Annotated in this window: 16 protein-coding genes; 13 read left to right on the forward strand and 3 right to left on the reverse strand. The window is 74.0% G+C overall.

Annotated elements, in window-relative coordinates:
* Nucleotides 1-69: 69 nt before the first annotated feature.
* Nucleotides 70-852, reverse strand: a complete 783-nt coding sequence (locus ACFU6K_RS11445; protein WP_380662333.1) for an IclR family transcriptional regulator — start codon at nt 850-852, stop codon at nt 70-72.
* A gap of 432 nt (nt 853-1,284) precedes the next feature.
* Here ACFU6K_RS11445 and ACFU6K_RS11450 point away from each other — a divergent pair, with 432 nt between their 5' ends.
* The 6 genes from ACFU6K_RS11450 (at nt 1,285) to ACFU6K_RS11475 (ending at nt 7,210) form a co-directional block, all read left to right on the forward strand.
* Entirely contained in the window at nt 1,285-2,394 is a 1,110-nt protein-coding gene (locus tag ACFU6K_RS11450) for an ABC transporter substrate-binding protein (protein WP_380662334.1), read from the forward strand.
* 59 nt (nt 2,395-2,453) lie between these two features.
* Nucleotides 2,454-3,494, forward strand: a complete 1,041-nt coding sequence (locus tag ACFU6K_RS11455; protein WP_380662335.1) for an ABC transporter substrate-binding protein — start codon at nt 2,454-2,456, stop codon at nt 3,492-3,494.
* Entirely contained in the window at nt 3,491-4,357 is an 867-nt protein-coding gene (locus tag ACFU6K_RS11460) for an ABC transporter permease (RefSeq protein ID WP_380662336.1), read from the forward strand. Before ACFU6K_RS11455 ends, ACFU6K_RS11460 begins: the two co-directional genes overlap by 4 nt.
* The gene (locus tag ACFU6K_RS11465) at nt 4,354-5,124 is read left to right on the forward strand and encodes an ABC transporter ATP-binding protein (protein ID WP_380662337.1); all 771 of its coding nucleotides are present in this window, start codon (nt 4,354-4,356) and stop codon (nt 5,122-5,124) included. Before ACFU6K_RS11460 ends, ACFU6K_RS11465 begins: the two co-directional genes overlap by 4 nt.
* Nucleotides 5,125-5,212: 88 nt before the next feature.
* Entirely contained in the window at nt 5,213-6,118 is a 906-nt protein-coding gene (locus tag ACFU6K_RS11470) for an ABC transporter substrate-binding protein (protein ID WP_380662338.1), read from the forward strand.
* A 3-nt stretch (nt 6,119-6,121) separates the two neighbouring features.
* Entirely contained in the window at nt 6,122-7,210 is a 1,089-nt protein-coding gene (locus ACFU6K_RS11475; RefSeq protein WP_380662339.1) for an LLM class flavin-dependent oxidoreductase, read from the forward strand.
* Nucleotides 7,211-7,341: 131 nt separating this feature from the next.
* Here the strand turns inward: ACFU6K_RS11475 and ACFU6K_RS11480 are convergent, their stop codons facing one another.
* Nucleotides 7,342-8,334, reverse strand: a complete 993-nt coding sequence (locus ACFU6K_RS11480; protein WP_380662340.1) for an aldo/keto reductase — start codon at nt 8,332-8,334, stop codon at nt 7,342-7,344.
* Nucleotides 8,335-8,822: 488 nt separating this feature from the next.
* On the opposite strand from ACFU6K_RS11480, the gene ACFU6K_RS11485 reads away from it, so the two are divergent.
* From ACFU6K_RS11485 to ACFU6K_RS11510, 6 genes are all read left to right on the forward strand, one after another.
* The gene (locus tag ACFU6K_RS11485) at nt 8,823-9,842 is read left to right on the forward strand and encodes an LLM class flavin-dependent oxidoreductase (RefSeq protein WP_380662341.1); all 1,020 of its coding nucleotides are present in this window, start codon (nt 8,823-8,825) and stop codon (nt 9,840-9,842) included.
* 274 nt (nt 9,843-10,116) lie between these two features.
* Nucleotides 10,117-10,683 (forward strand): TetR/AcrR family transcriptional regulator, encoded by a 567-nt coding sequence (locus tag ACFU6K_RS11490; protein WP_380662342.1) that lies wholly within the window; start codon nt 10,117-10,119, stop codon nt 10,681-10,683.
* A gap of 201 nt (nt 10,684-10,884) precedes the next feature.
* Nucleotides 10,885-11,478, forward strand: coding sequence for a DUF4865 family protein (locus ACFU6K_RS11495; RefSeq protein WP_380662343.1), 594 nt, complete (start codon nt 10,885-10,887; stop codon nt 11,476-11,478).
* A gap of 17 nt (nt 11,479-11,495) precedes the next feature.
* On the forward strand, nt 11,496-11,939 hold the full coding sequence (locus ACFU6K_RS11500; RefSeq protein WP_380662344.1) for a carboxymuconolactone decarboxylase family protein: 444 nt from the start codon (nt 11,496-11,498) through the stop codon (nt 11,937-11,939).
* Nucleotides 11,936-12,880 (forward strand): phosphotriesterase, encoded by a 945-nt coding sequence (locus ACFU6K_RS11505; protein WP_380662345.1) that lies wholly within the window; start codon nt 11,936-11,938, stop codon nt 12,878-12,880. Before ACFU6K_RS11500 ends, ACFU6K_RS11505 begins: the two co-directional genes overlap by 4 nt.
* Before the next feature lie 102 nt (nt 12,881-12,982).
* Nucleotides 12,983-13,462 (forward strand): GNAT family N-acetyltransferase, encoded by a 480-nt coding sequence (locus ACFU6K_RS11510; protein ID WP_380662346.1) that lies wholly within the window; start codon nt 12,983-12,985, stop codon nt 13,460-13,462.
* Between the two features lie 162 nt (nt 13,463-13,624).
* On the opposite strand, the gene ACFU6K_RS11515 is transcribed toward ACFU6K_RS11510, so the two are convergent.
* Nucleotides 13,625-14,389, reverse strand: a complete 765-nt coding sequence (locus ACFU6K_RS11515) for an SDR family NAD(P)-dependent oxidoreductase (protein ID WP_380662347.1) — start codon at nt 14,387-14,389, stop codon at nt 13,625-13,627.
* Between the two features lie 155 nt (nt 14,390-14,544).
* Here ACFU6K_RS11515 and ACFU6K_RS11520 point away from each other — a divergent pair, with 155 nt between their 5' ends.
* On the forward strand, nt 14,545-15,165 hold the full coding sequence (locus ACFU6K_RS11520; protein ID WP_380662348.1) for a TetR family transcriptional regulator: 621 nt from the start codon (nt 14,545-14,547) through the stop codon (nt 15,163-15,165).
* Nucleotides 15,166-15,169 lie beyond the last annotated feature (4 nt).

Consider the following 15,169-nt stretch of genomic DNA (forward strand, 5'->3'; position numbering starts at 1 on the left):
GCGGACCGCTCGTCCAGGACACGGACGGGCGGCCCGCTGCTTCGTCGCGTTACGGCGGCGGAAGGAGCGTCAGCCGCGCTGGTCCGGCGGGAGCAGGAGGACGGCGAGGGCGTCGGCGCAGCCGCGGGCGTGGCCGAGGAACCAGTCCAGCCGGTCGTCGGTGAGGTGCTCGGGCGTCGAACGGACCGCCAGGGCGAACCGCGCCTGCCCGGCGCCGTCCAGGACGGGCACGGCCACCGTCCGCACCCCGGCGGTCGACTCGCCGTCGTTGAGCGCGTACCCGGCCGTCCGGACCTTCGCCAACTCCTCTTCCAGGAGCTCCGGTTCGGTGATCGTGCGGTCCGTGAAGGAGGTCAGCGGGCCGAGCGCCGACGGCATCGTCTCGCCCGGGCGGGGCCAGGCCAGCAGGACCTTGCCGAGCGCCGTGGAGTGCAGCGGGCGGCGCAGGCCCAGTCCGGTGTCCGGGCGGACCGATCCGCCGACCAGGATCACCGCGTGCGCGCCGCTGCGGATCGCCAGGTCGGCCGTGGCCTTGGTGCGCCGGGACAACAGCTCCAGCTCGGGCCCGGCGAGGTGCAATCCGCGCTGGTGGAAGGTGAGCTGGCCGAGTTCGGCGACGGCCGGACCGAGCCGGTAGCGGGCGGTCTGCTCGTCCTGCTCCAGGAACCCGGCGCTGACCAGTGTGCGGGCCAGCCGGTGCGCGGTGGAGACCGACAGGCCCATTCGGCGGGCCAGGTCCGAGGCGCTCAGGTCGGGGCCGTTGTCGTGGAAGCAGTGCAGCAGTCCGAGCGCGCGCTGGACGGCCTGCGCACCGGCCGGCGGACTCTGGACGGCGGTGGCGGCCCCGGGCATGGCACCTCGCGTTTCGGTTCGGAACTCCGGACGGACGGCCGGAGGCGGTCTCAGCGTAGGGCAGCCGGTGCTGCGGGAATGTGTCGACGACGTTGCAATGGAATGGCGTTGATGAACAACTGATCCCACCATGTGGCAAAGACTTGCCTCGGGCTCGTCCGCCGTGGAACGCTCCTGGCATCGCGCCGGACGGCTACTCGGTCCAGGCGGCGCCTGCCCCGACTCTGCGGAAGGAGAAGCACCGTGACGTCCCACCGGTGTCTCCCCTCCCGTGCGTGTTGTCGCTGACCGACACCTCCCGCGCCAGCTGCCCTCTCTCTCTGCATCGTGGCGTACAACTCCCTTGCGCACCAGGCTTCCTGTGCCTTCGTGCGGTAATCGATCCCGAACTCCTCCGGCTGTCGTCGGAGCCCCCGTAGAGGACCAACTCCGTTGTCCAGTCGCATCCAGCACGCCTCCCCGCTTCCCGACACCCTCTGGTTCACCCGCTGCCCGGTGCCCACCGCGACCGGGATCGCCGCCGACCAGGGGTGGCTCGCCCGGGAGTTCGCCGCCGACGGCATCGCCGTCCGCTCGCTGCAGGACGCACCGCCGGAGCTGGCGGTGGACCACCACTACACCCACGCGCTGACCGGGCTGTTCCGCGAGGGCGGCAACGTCCCCGCGCTGTGGGCCCGTTCGCGCGGCGAGGCGACCAGGCTGATCGGCCTCACCTGGATCGAGGAGCGCCAGGTGGTGCTGGTGCGGGCCGGCAGCGGTGTGACCGAACCGGCGCAGCTGCGCGGCCTGCGGCTGGCGGTGCCGCATCATGACATCGGCATCGACTTCTGGCGGGCGATGGCGCTGGCCGGCCTCCGCGGCGCCCTCGGGCTCGCGGGCCTCACCCTGGCGGACGCCGAGCTGGTGGACGTCCCCGGCGTCCCGGGCGGCGGGCAGTGGTCCGCGGAGCTGGCCGCCCTGCGGGACGGAGTGGTGGACGCGGTGTACGTGAAGGGGGCGCTCGCCGTTGAGGCGGCCCGCCGGATCGGTGCGGAGGTGGCCGTGGAGCTGGACGCGGCGCCGGACCGCAGGGCCCGGGTCAACAACGGCACCCCGCGGCCGATCACCGTCCACCAGCGGCTGCTGGACGAGCAGCCCGAGCTGGTCGCCCGGTTCCTCGCGGTGCTGCTGGAGGCCGCCGACTGGGCGGCGGAGCACCCGGAGGAGGTGGTCCGGATCCTGCGGGCCGAGACCGGTGCCGGGGCCGAGGGCGTCGCCGGGGCCTATGCGCCGGGCAGCCACCGCACCCTGCGGCTGGACCTGTCGGCGGAGCGGCTGGAGCTGCTGGCGCTGCAGGAACGGTTCCTCGGGGAGCAGGGTTTCCTCGCCGCTCCGGTGGACGTCCAGGCGTGGGCCGACCCGGAGCCGCTCCGCGCGGCCCGCGAGCTGCTGCGTGTGCGGCGTGCGGGTGAGGATGCGGGTGTCGGTGCCGGCGCCGGCGCGGGCGGCGCCGCAGGTTCGGGTGCGGGCGCCGACGGCGTTCGGATCACAGACTTCAGGTAACAGCGTTCAGCTAACAGATTTCGAAAGTTGTCAGCTGTCGGCTGTCATCTGTCACTCACATGGAGACCCCCGTGAAGACCCCCCGCCTCGCCCTCGCCGCCACCGCGCTGCTCGCCTCCACCGCCCTGGCCGCCTGCGGCTCGTCCGCCGACGGAGCCAAGGCCTCCGCCGACGGCGGGGCCGGTGGCAAGGCCGACGTGGTGCTCCGCCTACCCGACCCCGGCAACAACGGTTTCCTCGCCCGGGGCAAGAAGGACGGTTCGTTGGACCGGGCCCTGGCGGCCGTCCATGCCAAGGCCGCCTGGACCGGCAGCGCCGGCCCCTTCGCCCCCGCGGCCCAGGCCCTCTCCGCCGACCAGCTGGACGTCGCCCAGGGCTCGATCACCTCGGCCGTCGCCGCGCTCGCCCAGAAGCCCGGCTTCAAGCTGTTCGCCCAGACCGCGCCCGACGGCGTCGGCGAGGGGATCCTGGTGAAGAACGACTCGCCCATCAGGTCCGTCCAGGACCTGGTCGGCCGGAAGGTCGCCGTCTCCCAGGGCGGCACCAGCGAGTACCTGCTGCTCAAGGCGCTGGCGAAGAACGGCGTCCCGGCCGACAAGGTGGAGCGGGTCTACCTGCGCGCCGACCAGACCTCCGGGGTCTTCAACTCCGGCCAGGTGGACGCCTGGGCGACCTGGAACACCTTCTCGACGCCCGCCATCGCCAACGCCGGCGCACACTTCCTGGTGAACGGCCAGGAGGTCGGCTCCGACAACTACGCCGTCTGGGCGGTGCGCAACGGCTTCGCCGACAAGCACCCCGAGGTGGTCAAGGCGTTCTACACCTACCTGCGCGAGAACGGCGAGAAGGAGAAGGCGGACCCGGCCGGCTACCTCAACGTGTTCACCGACGCGGGCCCGACCGCCGTCACCCCCGCCGAGAAGGACGTCGCGGTGAACGTCAGCAAGCAGGGGACCCCGGCCGACGCCATCTCCGACGCCGACACCGCCCGCTTCGGGACGGTCGCCCAGTTCTTCGCCGACCAGAAGGTCACCAAGCAGCTGGTGGACGTCAAGCCCTACCTGATCGACGTCAACAGGCTCGCGGACGGTGCCAAGTGACCACCGCGACCGAGAAGTTCACTCCCGAGGGCACCCGGGCCGCCCTCGACGCCGGCCTGGTCGCCCCGCAGAGCCGGCGGCACCGGCCCCGCCCCCGCGCGCTGGCCGTGACCCTGCGCACGGTCGGTCCGCTCGCCCTGCTCGGCGGCTGGGCGCTCGCGTCCGCCACCGGCGCGCTCACCCAGGACGTGCTCGCCTCGCCCGCCCAGGTCGCCCAGGCGGTGGGGGAGTTGTGGGGCAACGGTCAGCTGACCGACGCCCTGTCCGTCTCGCTCACCCGGGCCGGGCTCGGCCTCCTCGTCGGCGCGACCACCGGGCTGGTGCTCGGCGTGGTCACCGGATTCACCCGCCTCGGCGAGGAGTTGCTCGACTCCGCGATCCAGATCCTGCGGACCGTCCCGTTCCTGGCCCTCGTCCCGCTGTTCATGGTGTGGTTCGGCATCACGGAGACCGCGAAGGTGGCCCTGATCGGGGTCGCCACCAGCTTCCCGATGTACGTGTCCGCCTCGGGCGGGGTCCGAAGCACCGACCGCAAACTGGTCGAGGCGATGCGCAGCTTCGGCCTCGGCCGCTGGGCGATCGTGCGCACCGTCGTGCTGCCCGGGGCGCTGCCCTCGCTGCTGTCCGGACTGCGCCTGTCGATGACGCTCAGCGTGATCGCCCTGATCGCCGCCGAGGAGATCAACTCCACCGAGGGCATCGGGTACTTGATGGCCCAGGCGCAGAACTACTCGCGCACCGACGTCCTCGCCGTCTGCATCCTGATCTACGGGCTGCTCGGCCTCGCCGCCGACGGCATCGTCCGAGTCCTGGAGCGCGTGCTGATGCCGTGGCGCCAGGCCGTCCAGGGAGCGGCCCGATGACCGCCGACACGACCACCACCGCCGCCCCCGCTGCGCCCCGTTCGCCCGCTCCTCCCTCGGCGCCGGAGCGGACGGCCCCGGCCGTCCATCTGCGCGGTCTGCGCCGGGTGTTCGGCACCCGGGCGGTCCTCGACGGGGTCGACCTCTCCATCGCCCGCGGCGAGTTCGTCGCCCTGCTCGGCGCCAGCGGTACCGGCAAGACCACGCTGCTGCGCATCCTCGGGGCGCTCGACCAGGCCGACGAGGGCACCGTGCTCGTCCCGCCCGTCCGAACCGTGGTGTTCCAGGAGCCCCGGCTGGTGCCGTCCAAGCGGGTGCTGGCCAACGTCACGGTCGGCCTCCCGCGCGGCGCCGCGACCCGGGAGACCGGGCTGAAGGCGCTCGCCGAGGTCGGCCTGGAGCAGCACGCCGAGGCCTGGCCGGCCACCCTCTCGGGCGGTGAGGCGCAGCGCGTCGCGCTCGCCAGGGCACTCGTCCGCGAGCCGCAACTCCTGCTGCTGGACGAGCCGTTCGCCGCCCTGGACGCGCTCACCCGACTGCGCATGCAGGACCTCGTCGGCGACCTGGTGCGCCGCCACCGCCCGGCGGTCCTGCTGGTCACCCACGACGTGGACGAGGCCGTACGGCTCGCCGACCGGGTCGTGGTCCTGCGCGACGGCCTGCTCGCCCGGGACGAAGGCGTCACCGTCGAGAGCCCGCGCGATCCGGCCGACCCCGCCTTCGCCGACCTGCGGCGCCGCCTGCTCGCCGACCTCGGCGTCCACTGACGTCCGCGAATCCCCCGCTCTTCCCCGACCTTCCCCAGATCCCGCCTGCCTTCCCGCAAGCCAGGCCCGTACCACCGGAGTTGACCAGATGACCGTCACCCTCGGCGTCCACGCCAGCAACCCCTCGCTCTACTACCTCGCCCGACTCCCGTACCTGGACGAGGAGCTGGCCCCGCTCGGCGAGACAGGCGCCTTCCACCACTACGCGGACGGCACCCGCACCGGCACCCTGCTCGCCGAGGGCGTCATCGACTTCGGCGGCACCGGCTCCACCCCGCCGATCACCGCCCAGGCGGCCGGCCACGACCTGGTCTACGCGGCGGTCTCGGCGCCCCGCCCGGACCACGGCGCCCTGCTGGTGCTGGACTCCGGTCCGGTGCGGACGGTCGCGGACCTCAAGGGCGGCACCGTCGTCCTCGCCGTGGGTTCCTGGCAGACCCACCTGCTCGCCAAGGCCCTGCACGCCCAGGGGCTCTCGTACGGCGAGGACGTCACCCCGGTGCGCCCGGCGGCCGGTGAGGACCAGGCGCAGCGGCTGCGCGACGGCGAGATCGTCGGCTGGATCGCCCAGGGCGCCGAACTCGCCGCGGCCCGCCGTACCGGGGAGTTCCGTGAGCTGATCCGCACCGGTGACGTCATCACCGACCGCTCGGTGTTCTTCACCCGCCGGGACTTCGCGACCGGGCGCCCCGAGGTGGTCGCCGCGATCGCGACCGCGCTGCGCCGGGCGGACGCCTGGGTGGCCGCCAACCCGGCCGAGGCCGCCGCGATCGCCGCCGAGAACCTGGGCGGCACGGCCGCCGACTGGCAGTCCGCGCTGGTCGCACTGCCCTGGCGGCTGGAGCCCGCCACGGCCGGGTTCGTCGCCGAGCAGCAGGAGGCCGCGGACATCTTCCACGGCGTGGGCTTCATCGACCGGGCGCTGACCGTCGCCGACGCCCACCTCCCCGGCCTGGAATCCCCGGTGGCCGCCGCGCTCGCGAAGGCGGTCTGACCCATGGCCTCCGAAGTCCTCTGGTACATCATCCCGCGCGAGGGCCACTACCCCTGGGAGCCGGCCGGGCGCCGCCCGGTGGACCTCCGCTACCTCCAGCAACTGGCGGGCAGCGTCGAGCGTCTGGGCTACACCGGCGCCCTGCTCGCGACCGACCTGTACGACGTCTGGACGCTCGGCAGCGCGCTCGCCGCCGCCACCACCCCGGCCTTCAAGCCGCTGCTGGCCGTCCACCCGGGGCTGGTCTCGCCCACCCTGCTGGCCAAGATGGCGCTCAGCTTCGACCACCTGCACGGCGGCCGACTGCGCTTCAACGTGGTGAACGGCTCGACCGCGCAGCTGCGCGAGTACGGCCTGGACGTCGAGCACGACGACCGCTACCGGCTCAGTGGAGAGTACTGGTCGATCGTCAAGCGCCTCACGGCGGGCGAAGTCTTCGACCACAAGGGCGAGTTCTACGAGCTGAAGAACGCGGGCGCGAGCCTGCGCGAGCTGGCCCCGGCGCAGCCCGGCGGCATTCCGCTCTGGTTCGGCGGCAGTTCGGCGGCCGGCATCGAGATGGCGGCCCAGCACGTGGACGTCTACCTGACCTGGGGCGAGCCGCCGCACCTGCTCAAGGAGAAGCTGGACCTGGTCCGCGAGCGCGCCGCCGCCCACGGCCGGACCCTGCGGATCGGGCTGCGGCTGCACCTGATCGTCCGCGACACCGAGGACGAGGCCTGGGCGGCCGCCGACCGATTGCTGGACGTCACCAGCGAGGCCACCTACGCGCGCCAGCTGGGCGGGGCGAAGGGGGAGGACGGGGTCGGCTGGCAGCGGCAGTTCCGCCAGCATGGGGGCAAGGTGCCGGCCCGGGCCCGTGAGCTGGAGGCCTACCCCAACCTCTGGCCGGGGATGAGCCTGTTCCGCCCCGGCCCCGGTACCGCGGTGGTCGGTTCGACGGCCCAGGTGATCGAGCGCCTGCAGGAGTTCGAGGCGCTGGGTGTGGACACCTTCATCCTGTCGGGCAACCCGCTGCTGGAGGAGGCCCACCGGATTGCAGAAACGGTTCTGCCTGCTCTGGGCATCAAGCGGCCGGCAGCGAACGGCTGACGGCTGACAAGTAACAGATATCAGCGAACAGATAACAGATGACAGCTGACAGATTTCGAAATCTGTCAGCTGTCATCCGTTGATCGTCATCCGTCGGCCGCCGCCTCCCGCCCCCTCGGCGGCGGCTCGGCTCAGCGGCTCAGCCGGTCGATCTCCGCCAGCTCCTCCGCCGTCAGCGGGCCGCCCGCCAGCGCGTCCAGGTTCTGGTCCAGCTGGGCCACGCTGCTCGCGCCGATGATCACCGAGACCACCCGCGGATCCCGCAGCACCCAGCACAGCGCCAGCTGCGCCAGCGTCTGCCCGCGCCCCTCGGCGACCTTGGCCAGCGCCCGCAGCCGGTCCAGCTTCGGCCCGGTCAGTGCCTCCTCGGTGAGGAACTTCCCGACCGACATCCGCGAGCCCGCCGGCACCTCCCCGGTCAGGTAGCGGTCGGTCAGCAGCCCCTGGGCCAGCGGGGAGTAGGCGATGAGGCTGGTCCGGGTGTCGCCCACCGCGTCCAGCACGCCGTGGTCCTCCACGTACCGGTTGAGGATCGAGTACGCCGACTGGTTCATCAGCACCGGCGTCCCCAGCTCGCGCAGGATCGCCACCGCCTCCCGGTGCTGCTCCGCCGGGTAGTTGGAGATGGCGGCGTACAGCGCCTTGCCCGAGCGCACCGCGCTGTCGAGCGCCCCCATCGTCTCCTCGATCGGGGTGTCCGGGTCGTACCGGTGCGAGTAGAAGACGTCGACGTAGTCCAGGCCCATCCGGTCCAGCGACTGGTCGAGGCTGGCCAGCAGGTACTTGCGGCTGCCGCCGTTGCCGTACGGGCCGGGCCACATGTCCCAGCCGGCCTTGGTGGCGATGAACAGCTCGTCCCGGTACGGCCGGAAGTCCTGGGCGAAGAGGTAGCCGAAGTTGCGCTCGGCGCTGCCGTACGGCGGGCCGTAGTTGTTCGCCAGGTCGAAGTGGGTGACGCCCCGGTCGAAGGCCCGGCGGAGCACCGCCCGCTGCACCTCCAGCGGCTGGGCGTCACCGAAGTTGTGCCAGAGCCCGAGCGAGACGGCGGGCAGCTGGACGCCGCTGTGGCCGGCCTTCCGATAGGTCATCGAGTCATAGCGGTCATCCGAGGCGAGGTAGCTCATGCCGGACATCCTGCCAGTCGGCCGCGGCGGATCAAGCCCTTGCCCCGTCCCTGGCCGGTGCCTATGCTCGCGGAGGATCGTGCGCGTGCGAGGCGAGGGGGAGGCGTGATGGCAGTCCGGCCCGTGACCGCCGCAGCCCGCTGTTGTTGTCGCCGCCACCGCAGCACCGACCGCTGACGCCACCCGCGTGCCCCGCCGCCCGAGCGGCGCGCCGCCCGTCCCGTCAGCCGCTCCGCCGGTGCCCGCCCGTGGGAGTGCGGCGCCGGACGACGCACCGGCTCCCCGTGCTCTGCGAGGGCCGTCGGCTACCGGGGCTCCACCGGCCCTGTCGAGCCCGGCCCCGATCTGCTCCGGACCCCTTCCCGAGGGCTCCTTCCCGAGTCCCTCCGACTCCTTCCCGACTCCTTCCCGAGGGCTCCTTCCCGAGCCCCTCCTGAGCCCCTCCTGAGCCCCTCCCGAGCCCCTCCCGAGCCTCCAAGGAGACCGCCGTGCGGTTCACCGTCTCGTCCCTCGTCGCCAACGCCCCCGATCCGGTCACCGGCGTCCGGCGCACCCCGCAGCAGAAGCTCCACAACGTCATCGACCAGGCGGTCCTCGCCGAGCAGCTCGGCTACGACGGCTACGGCGTGGGCGAGCGGCACGGTGAGCCGTTCCTCTCCCCGGCCCCGCCCCTGCTGCTCAGCGCCATCGCCGCCCGCACCTCCACCATCCGGCTGTTCACCACGGTGACGGTGCTCAGCATCCTCGACCCGGTCCGGGTCGCCGAGGACTACGCGATGCTCGACCAACTCTCCGGTGGCCGACTTGAGTTGATCGTCGGCAAGGGCAACGACCCGCGCCACTTCGGGCTGTTCGGCCTTCCCGAGGACCGCCAGTGGGAGGCGCTCGCCGAGAACTACGGTCTGCTGCGCAGGCTCTGGCGCGAGGAGAAGGTGACCTGGGAGGGCTCGACCCGCCCGCCGCTCCAGGACGCCACCGTCTGGCCGCGCCCGCTCCAGGACCCGATCCCGGTGTGGCACGGCAGCGCGACCAGCACGCGGTCCACCGACCTCGCGGCCCGCCACGGCGACCCGCTCTTCTCCGCCAACTCCTTCCACCCGCTGGAGAAGTACCGGGCGCTGGTCGACCACTACCGCGAGCGCTGGGAGTACTACGGGCACGACCCGGAGCGCGCCAGGGTGGGCGCGAGCTTCGGCGGACTGTACGTCGCCAAGCGCTCGCAGGACGCGGTCGAGGGCTTCCGCCCGTACTGGAACGCGCTGTTCGACTCGGCCGCCGGCCGGCACAACAACTCGCCGTTCACGTCGCTGGAGGACGCGCTGGAGCGCGGTTCGGCCCTGGTCGGCAGCCCGCAGCAGGTGATCGAGAAGATCCACCGCTACCACGAGGCCTTCGGCAACGAGGTGGTCGGTGTCGGGGTGGACGCACTCACCGAGGGGGCGCAGCGCGAGCAACTGGAGCTGTTCGCGAGCGAGGTGGCCCCGGAGGTCCGTCGCGCGCTGCCGTAGTCGCCCGCGTCCGCCGCCCGCCCGCGCAATGCGCCGTGCACCCCCTACGCGGCGTGACGCCGGCCACCGTCCGTGACGTGACGCGCGCCACCAGGCGCGCCGGAATGCCGCTCGGCGGTGCGGGGGATGACGAACGGTCGAGGGGCCGTGGCCGCCGGGGGGCGGCGCACGGCCCTCAACCGTTCCGCGAAGTTGCCCCGAGCCCCGGCCCCCCGGGCGCTCGGGCGGAGTTCGCGCTGGCCTTCTGTACCTACTGGTATGTACAGTGAGCCGCATGAGCACCCAGGACCGTCTCATCGAGAGCACCCAGGCCCTCCTCTGGGAGCGCGGCTACGTCGGCACCAGCCCCAAGGCCATCCAGCAGCGCTCCGGGGTCGGCCAGGGCAGCATGTACCACCACTTCGCCGGCAAGCCCGACCTCGCGGCCGCCGCCCTGCGCCGCAGCGCCGAGCAGATGCGGGGCGTCGCCGAGGCCGACCTCGCCGCCCCCGGCACCGCCTACGACCGGATCGCCGCCTACCTGCACCGCGACCGCGACGTCCTGCGCGGCTGCCGGATCGGCCGGATGGCCCAGGACCCCGACGTGGTCGCCGACCCGCAGCTGCGCGCACCCGTCGAGGAGACCTTCGACTGGCTGCGCGGCCGGATCGCCGAGCTGGTCGCCCAAGGCCAGGCGGACGGCGAGTTCGCCCCCGGCCTCGACCCGGCCGACACGGCCGCCGCCGTGGTCGCCGTCGTCCAGGGCGGCTACGTCCTGGCCCGCGCCGCCGACAGCGCCGAGCCGTTCGACCGGGCCGTCCGCGGCGCCCTCGGCCTGCTCGCGGCACACCGCACGGCCTGACCCGCACGGCCCCGGCCGCGCCGCCGGGCCGGTACGGCCGACCCCGTACGGCCAGGGCCGACGCGCCTGCCGAAACCAGGACGCCCGCCGTCAGACCGGTCGGACCGTGCCGCGCCCGCCGCGCCCGCCATCAGACGGGTCGGACCCCGCCGCGCCCGCCGCGCCCGCCGTCGGACCGGTCAGAACCCGAGGAGCCCCGCCGTGCACGCCATGCAGTACGAGATCACCCTCCCCGCCGACTACGACATGGGCGTCATCCGCAAGCGCGTCGCCGACAAGGGCCATCTGCTCGACGCGCACCCCGGCCTCGGCCTCAAGGCCTACCTGGTCCGTGAGCGCGGTCGGCAGGGCTCGCCCGTCAACCAGTACGCGCCGTTCTACCTCTGGCGCACCGCTGAGGGCATGAACGGCTTCCTCTGGGGCCCGGGCTTCCGCGGCCTGAGCGCCGACTTCGGCCGCCCCGCCGTCCGGCACTGGCTCGGCGCGGGCCTGGCCCACGGCGCGCCGTCAGCAGTGGGGGAGAGGGCCGAGCCGCCCACCACCGCCACCCGGGCGACCGTACGGCTGCCGGAAGGCGCCGACCCGGCCGAGGCCGTCGAGCGGGCGCTCGCCGACCTGCCCGCGCACCCGGACCTGCACACCGCCGCCGTGGCCGTCGACCCGAGCCGCTGGGAGCTGCTCAGCTTCGCCCTCTGGCACGGCCCGGCCCCCGAGGACGCGCCCGGCGTCCGGTACCAGGTGCTGCACCTGTCCCGCCCCGAACTGGACCGGCTGCCGGCCGGCCGCCACTGGTGAAGGGACCCACCGCCCCGATGTCCCCCGCGACCGCTCCCGCCGGCACCGACCTCACCCCGGCCCCGCTCGACCGCGCGGCCGGCCACGCCCTGCTCGCCGACCTCGCCGGTCCGGGCGCCGCCGCCACCCTCGGTGGCCTGGACGCCCTCGCCCCCGGCTTCCCCGACTGGATCATCACCAGCCTCTTCGGCGGCACCTACCAGCGCCCCGGCCTCGCCCTGCGCGACCGCCAGATCGCCAACCTGGCCGCCCTCACCGCCCTCGGCGGCGTCGAGCCGCAGCTCGCCGACCACGTCCGCTACAGCCGCCGGATCGGCCTGACGGAGGCGGAGATCACCGAGGTCATGGTCCACCTCGCCCCGTACGTCGGCCTCCCCAAGGCGCTGGCCGGCCTGCGCGTCGCCACCGCGACCTTCGCCGAGAGCGCCGCTGGGACCGTCACCGAGGAGGCCGGGGCATGAGCCGCGCCGTCCGCACCGTCCTCGGCGACCTGGACCCCGGCGCGCTCGGCGTCACCGACGCCCACGACCACCTCTTCATCCGCAGCCCGCTGCTCCCCGGTCAGGAGCTGGACGACCCGGCCGCCGCCGAGGACGTGCTGCGCGCCTACGCCGCCGCCGGCGGCCGCACCCTCGTCCAGTGGACCCCGATCGGCCTGTGCCGGGGCGCGGACTCGCTCGCCGCGCTCTCCCGTACGACCGGCGTGCGGATCGTCGCCGCCACCGGCGCGCACCAGTCGGTCCACTACGCGTCGGGCTCCTTCTCCGCACGCGGCGTCGGGGCGGACGAGCGCCCCGGCCCGTACGCCGACCTGGCGGAACGATTCGTCGCCGAACTCACCACCGGCCTGCCCGGCGCACCCGAGGGGGTTCGGGCCGGGCTGATCAAGGTCGCGGCCGATGCGGGGCCCGACAGTCGCCACACCCGGTGGACGATGGCCGCCGCAGCCGACGCCCACCACGCCACCGGCGCCCCGATCGCCGTCCACCTCGAAGCCGACGGCGCTCCGCCCGGGGTCGTGGACCGGCTGTGCCACCGGCACGGCGTCCGGCCCGACCGGGTCATCCTCGGCCACCTCACCCGGCTCCCCGACCGTGCGCTGCACCGCCAGCTGGCCGCCGAGGGCGTGTACCTCGCCCTGGACAGCCCCTCCCGGGCCGGCCATCCCGGTGACCACCAGGCCTTCGAGGTCATCGCCGACCTGGTCGAGGCCGGTCACGCCGCCCAGCTGCTGCTCGGCGCCGACACCACGACCCGGACCGCCCGCACGGCCGGCGGCCCGGTCCGGCTGCTCACCGAGCTCGCCCCGCGCCTCGCCCGCAGCCACGGCCCCGAACTGCCGGAGCTGCTCCTCGCCGCCAACCCGGCCGCCGCCTTCGCCGCCGACTGGCGCACGCCGTAGGGCGCCCGCCGGGTCGTCGGACCTGCCCGGGCGCCGGGGAACCGCGCAGCGCCGCTCCGGCGCCCCGGCGGACCCTCTACGGTGCCGGACATGGTGACGCTGATGCTCCGAACCCTCACGACCGCCGACTGGCCGCTCTGGCGGGACCTCCGCCTCGCCGCCCTGACCGACGCACCGGAGGCTTTCAAGGCCGGCCTCGCCGACTGGCGCCGGGGCGGCGAGGAGCGCTGGCGCGACCGGCTCGGCATCCCGGGTGCCCACCACGTCGCGGCCCTGCTGGACGAGGACCCGGTCGGGCTCGTCGGCGGCCTGCCCGGATCGCCGGACGGGGTACGGGAGTTGCGCTCGCTCTGGGTCGCCCCGCGGACGCGCGGCCGGGGCGTCGCGGACCGGCTCGTCGAGGAGGTCGAGCGCTGGGCCCGCACCACCGGCGGGACCATGCTGCGCCTCGCCGTACTCCCCGGCAACGAAGCGGCGCTCGCTCTCTACCGCCGCCACGGCTTCGCCCCGCTCGCGGAGCCCGGTGGCCCGCTCGCCGACGGGGTCACCCGGGAACTCCTGCTCGGGAAGCCCCTGCGGTGACCTGACCGACCGCCGCCGCACCCGGCTCCGCCGCCGCACCTGGCCCCGGATCCGGCTCAGGCTCAGGCTCCGGCTCCGATGGCGACGCGAAGGCGGGGCCTGCGCCGTACGGGAGACGGCACAGGCCCCGCCTTCGACCGGACCGAGGGGGCGATCAGCGGGTCACATGTGGGTGCCGCCGTCGATGCGGAGCTCGGTACCGGTGACGAAGGCGCCGTCGTCGGACGCGAGCATGGCGATCACGCCGGCCACCGTCTCCGGGCCGGCGAAGCCCTGGCCGAGGGCGGGGGAGAGCTTGGCCAGCAGGCTGAAGTCGGCGTCGGCGGGCAGGCCTGGGTTGTGGGTCATGCCGCTGTCGATGCTGCCCGGCGCGACGCAGACCGCGCGCAGGCCCTGCTTCGAGTACTCCGAGGCGATGGCGTGGGTGAAGGACTGGATGCCGCCCTTGGTCGCGGCGTACGCGGCCATGTAGGGGTGGGCGAAGCTCGCGGAGGTGGAGCTGAAGTTGACCACCACGCCCCTGCCGCCCGCGAGCAGCGCGGGGAGCGCCTCGCGGGTCATCAGGAAGGTGCCGGTCAGGTTCACCGCGAGGAGCCTGTTCCAGAACTCCAGGCTGGTCTCATGGGTGTGCGAGGAGCGGAGGATGCCGGCCGCGTTGACCAGCACGTCCAGGCCGCCCAGACCGGCGGCCGCCTCGGCGACGCCCGCGACGACGGCCGCCTCGTCCGAGATGTCCAGCACCCGGATGGTCAGGCGGTCCGCGGTGCCCTCGGTGGTGGCGCGGTCCAGGGTCTTCTTCAGGCCGTCCTCGTTGACGTCGACGGCGACGACCTTCCCGCCCTCGGCGAGGATCCGGTGCACGGTGGCCTGGCCGATGCCCGAGCCGCCGCCGGTGATCAGGACGTTCCGTCCGCTGAAGCGCTCCATGGTGGTACTCCGTTCGTTCGTGGTCTCGCGACCTCGGAAGCCACGGTACGCCGCGATGGCACGTTGTGCCAAAAAGGCTGAACGTGCCAAAGGGGCTGAACATGCCAGATCGTCGTGACGTGCCACCTTGGCATGCGTCCGCGTAGGCTGACCCTGTGACCGGACGTCCGACCCTGACCCAGCGCCGCCGTGAGGCCACCCGACTGGAGATCGCCCGTACCGCCGCCGCGCTCTTCGCCGAGCGGGGAGCCGAGGCCACCACCGCCGAGGAGATCGCCCTCGCCGCGGGCATCTCGCTGCGCACCTTCTACCGGTACTTCTCCGTCAAGGAGGACGCCGTCGCCCCGCTGCTCGCGTCGGGCGGGCAGGAGTGGGTGGAGCTGTTCGTGGCGAGTCCGGCCGACCTGCCGCTGCGCGAGGCGCTGGAGCGTGCGGCGGTCGCGTCGCTGACCCCGGCCGACGAGGCGCGGGCGGAGATGATGCGGTGGACCCGCGGCCTGCTGCGCGACCCGAAGCTGAACGCCACCTGGCAGCGGGTCCACGCCGACTCGGAGGCGCGGCTGCGGGTCGCCCTCGCCGACCGCTGCCCGGACGGAACCGATCCGCTGGAGATCCGGCTGGCCGCCGCCGCCGCGACCGCGGCGATCCGGGTGGCCCTGGAGCAGTGGGCCTCCTCCGACGCGCCCCTCGCCGGTCCGGGCTCCCCGCAGGACCTCGGCGCGCGCTGCATGCGCGAACTCACGGCGGGGCTGCGGCTCTGGGGGCGGGTGGGCTGAGCGC

The organism is Kitasatospora sp. NPDC057512 (assembly GCF_042802135.1).
Lineage (GTDB): Bacteria > Actinomycetota > Actinomycetes > Streptomycetales > Streptomycetaceae > Kitasatospora.

What these genes read in the sequence shown, in the direction of transcription:
- ACFU6K_RS11445 (WP_380662333.1), bottom strand. Translation starts at nt 852, where the DNA reads ATGCCCGGGGCCGCCACCGCCGTCCAGAGTCCGCCGGCCGGTGCGCAG.
- ACFU6K_RS11455 (WP_380662335.1), top strand. Translation starts at nt 2,454, where the DNA reads ATGGAGACCCCCGTGAAGACCCCCCGCCTCGCCCTCGCCGCCACCGCG.
- ACFU6K_RS11465 (WP_380662337.1), top strand. Translation starts at nt 4,354, where the DNA reads ATGACCGCCGACACGACCACCACCGCCGCCCCCGCTGCGCCCCGTTCG.
- ACFU6K_RS11470 (WP_380662338.1), top strand. Translation starts at nt 5,213, where the DNA reads ATGACCGTCACCCTCGGCGTCCACGCCAGCAACCCCTCGCTCTACTAC.
- ACFU6K_RS11475 (WP_380662339.1), top strand. Translation starts at nt 6,122, where the DNA reads ATGGCCTCCGAAGTCCTCTGGTACATCATCCCGCGCGAGGGCCACTAC.
- ACFU6K_RS11480 (WP_380662340.1), bottom strand. Translation starts at nt 8,334, where the DNA reads ATGAGCTACCTCGCCTCGGATGACCGCTATGACTCGATGACCTATCGG.
- ACFU6K_RS11490 (WP_380662342.1), top strand. Translation starts at nt 10,117, where the DNA reads ATGAGCACCCAGGACCGTCTCATCGAGAGCACCCAGGCCCTCCTCTGG.
- ACFU6K_RS11500 (WP_380662344.1), top strand. Translation starts at nt 11,496, where the DNA reads ATGTCCCCCGCGACCGCTCCCGCCGGCACCGACCTCACCCCGGCCCCG.
- ACFU6K_RS11505 (WP_380662345.1), top strand. Translation starts at nt 11,936, where the DNA reads ATGAGCCGCGCCGTCCGCACCGTCCTCGGCGACCTGGACCCCGGCGCG.
- ACFU6K_RS11510 (WP_380662346.1), top strand. Translation starts at nt 12,983, where the DNA reads ATGCTCCGAACCCTCACGACCGCCGACTGGCCGCTCTGGCGGGACCTC.
- ACFU6K_RS11515 (WP_380662347.1), bottom strand. Translation starts at nt 14,389, where the DNA reads ATGGAGCGCTTCAGCGGACGGAACGTCCTGATCACCGGCGGCGGCTCG.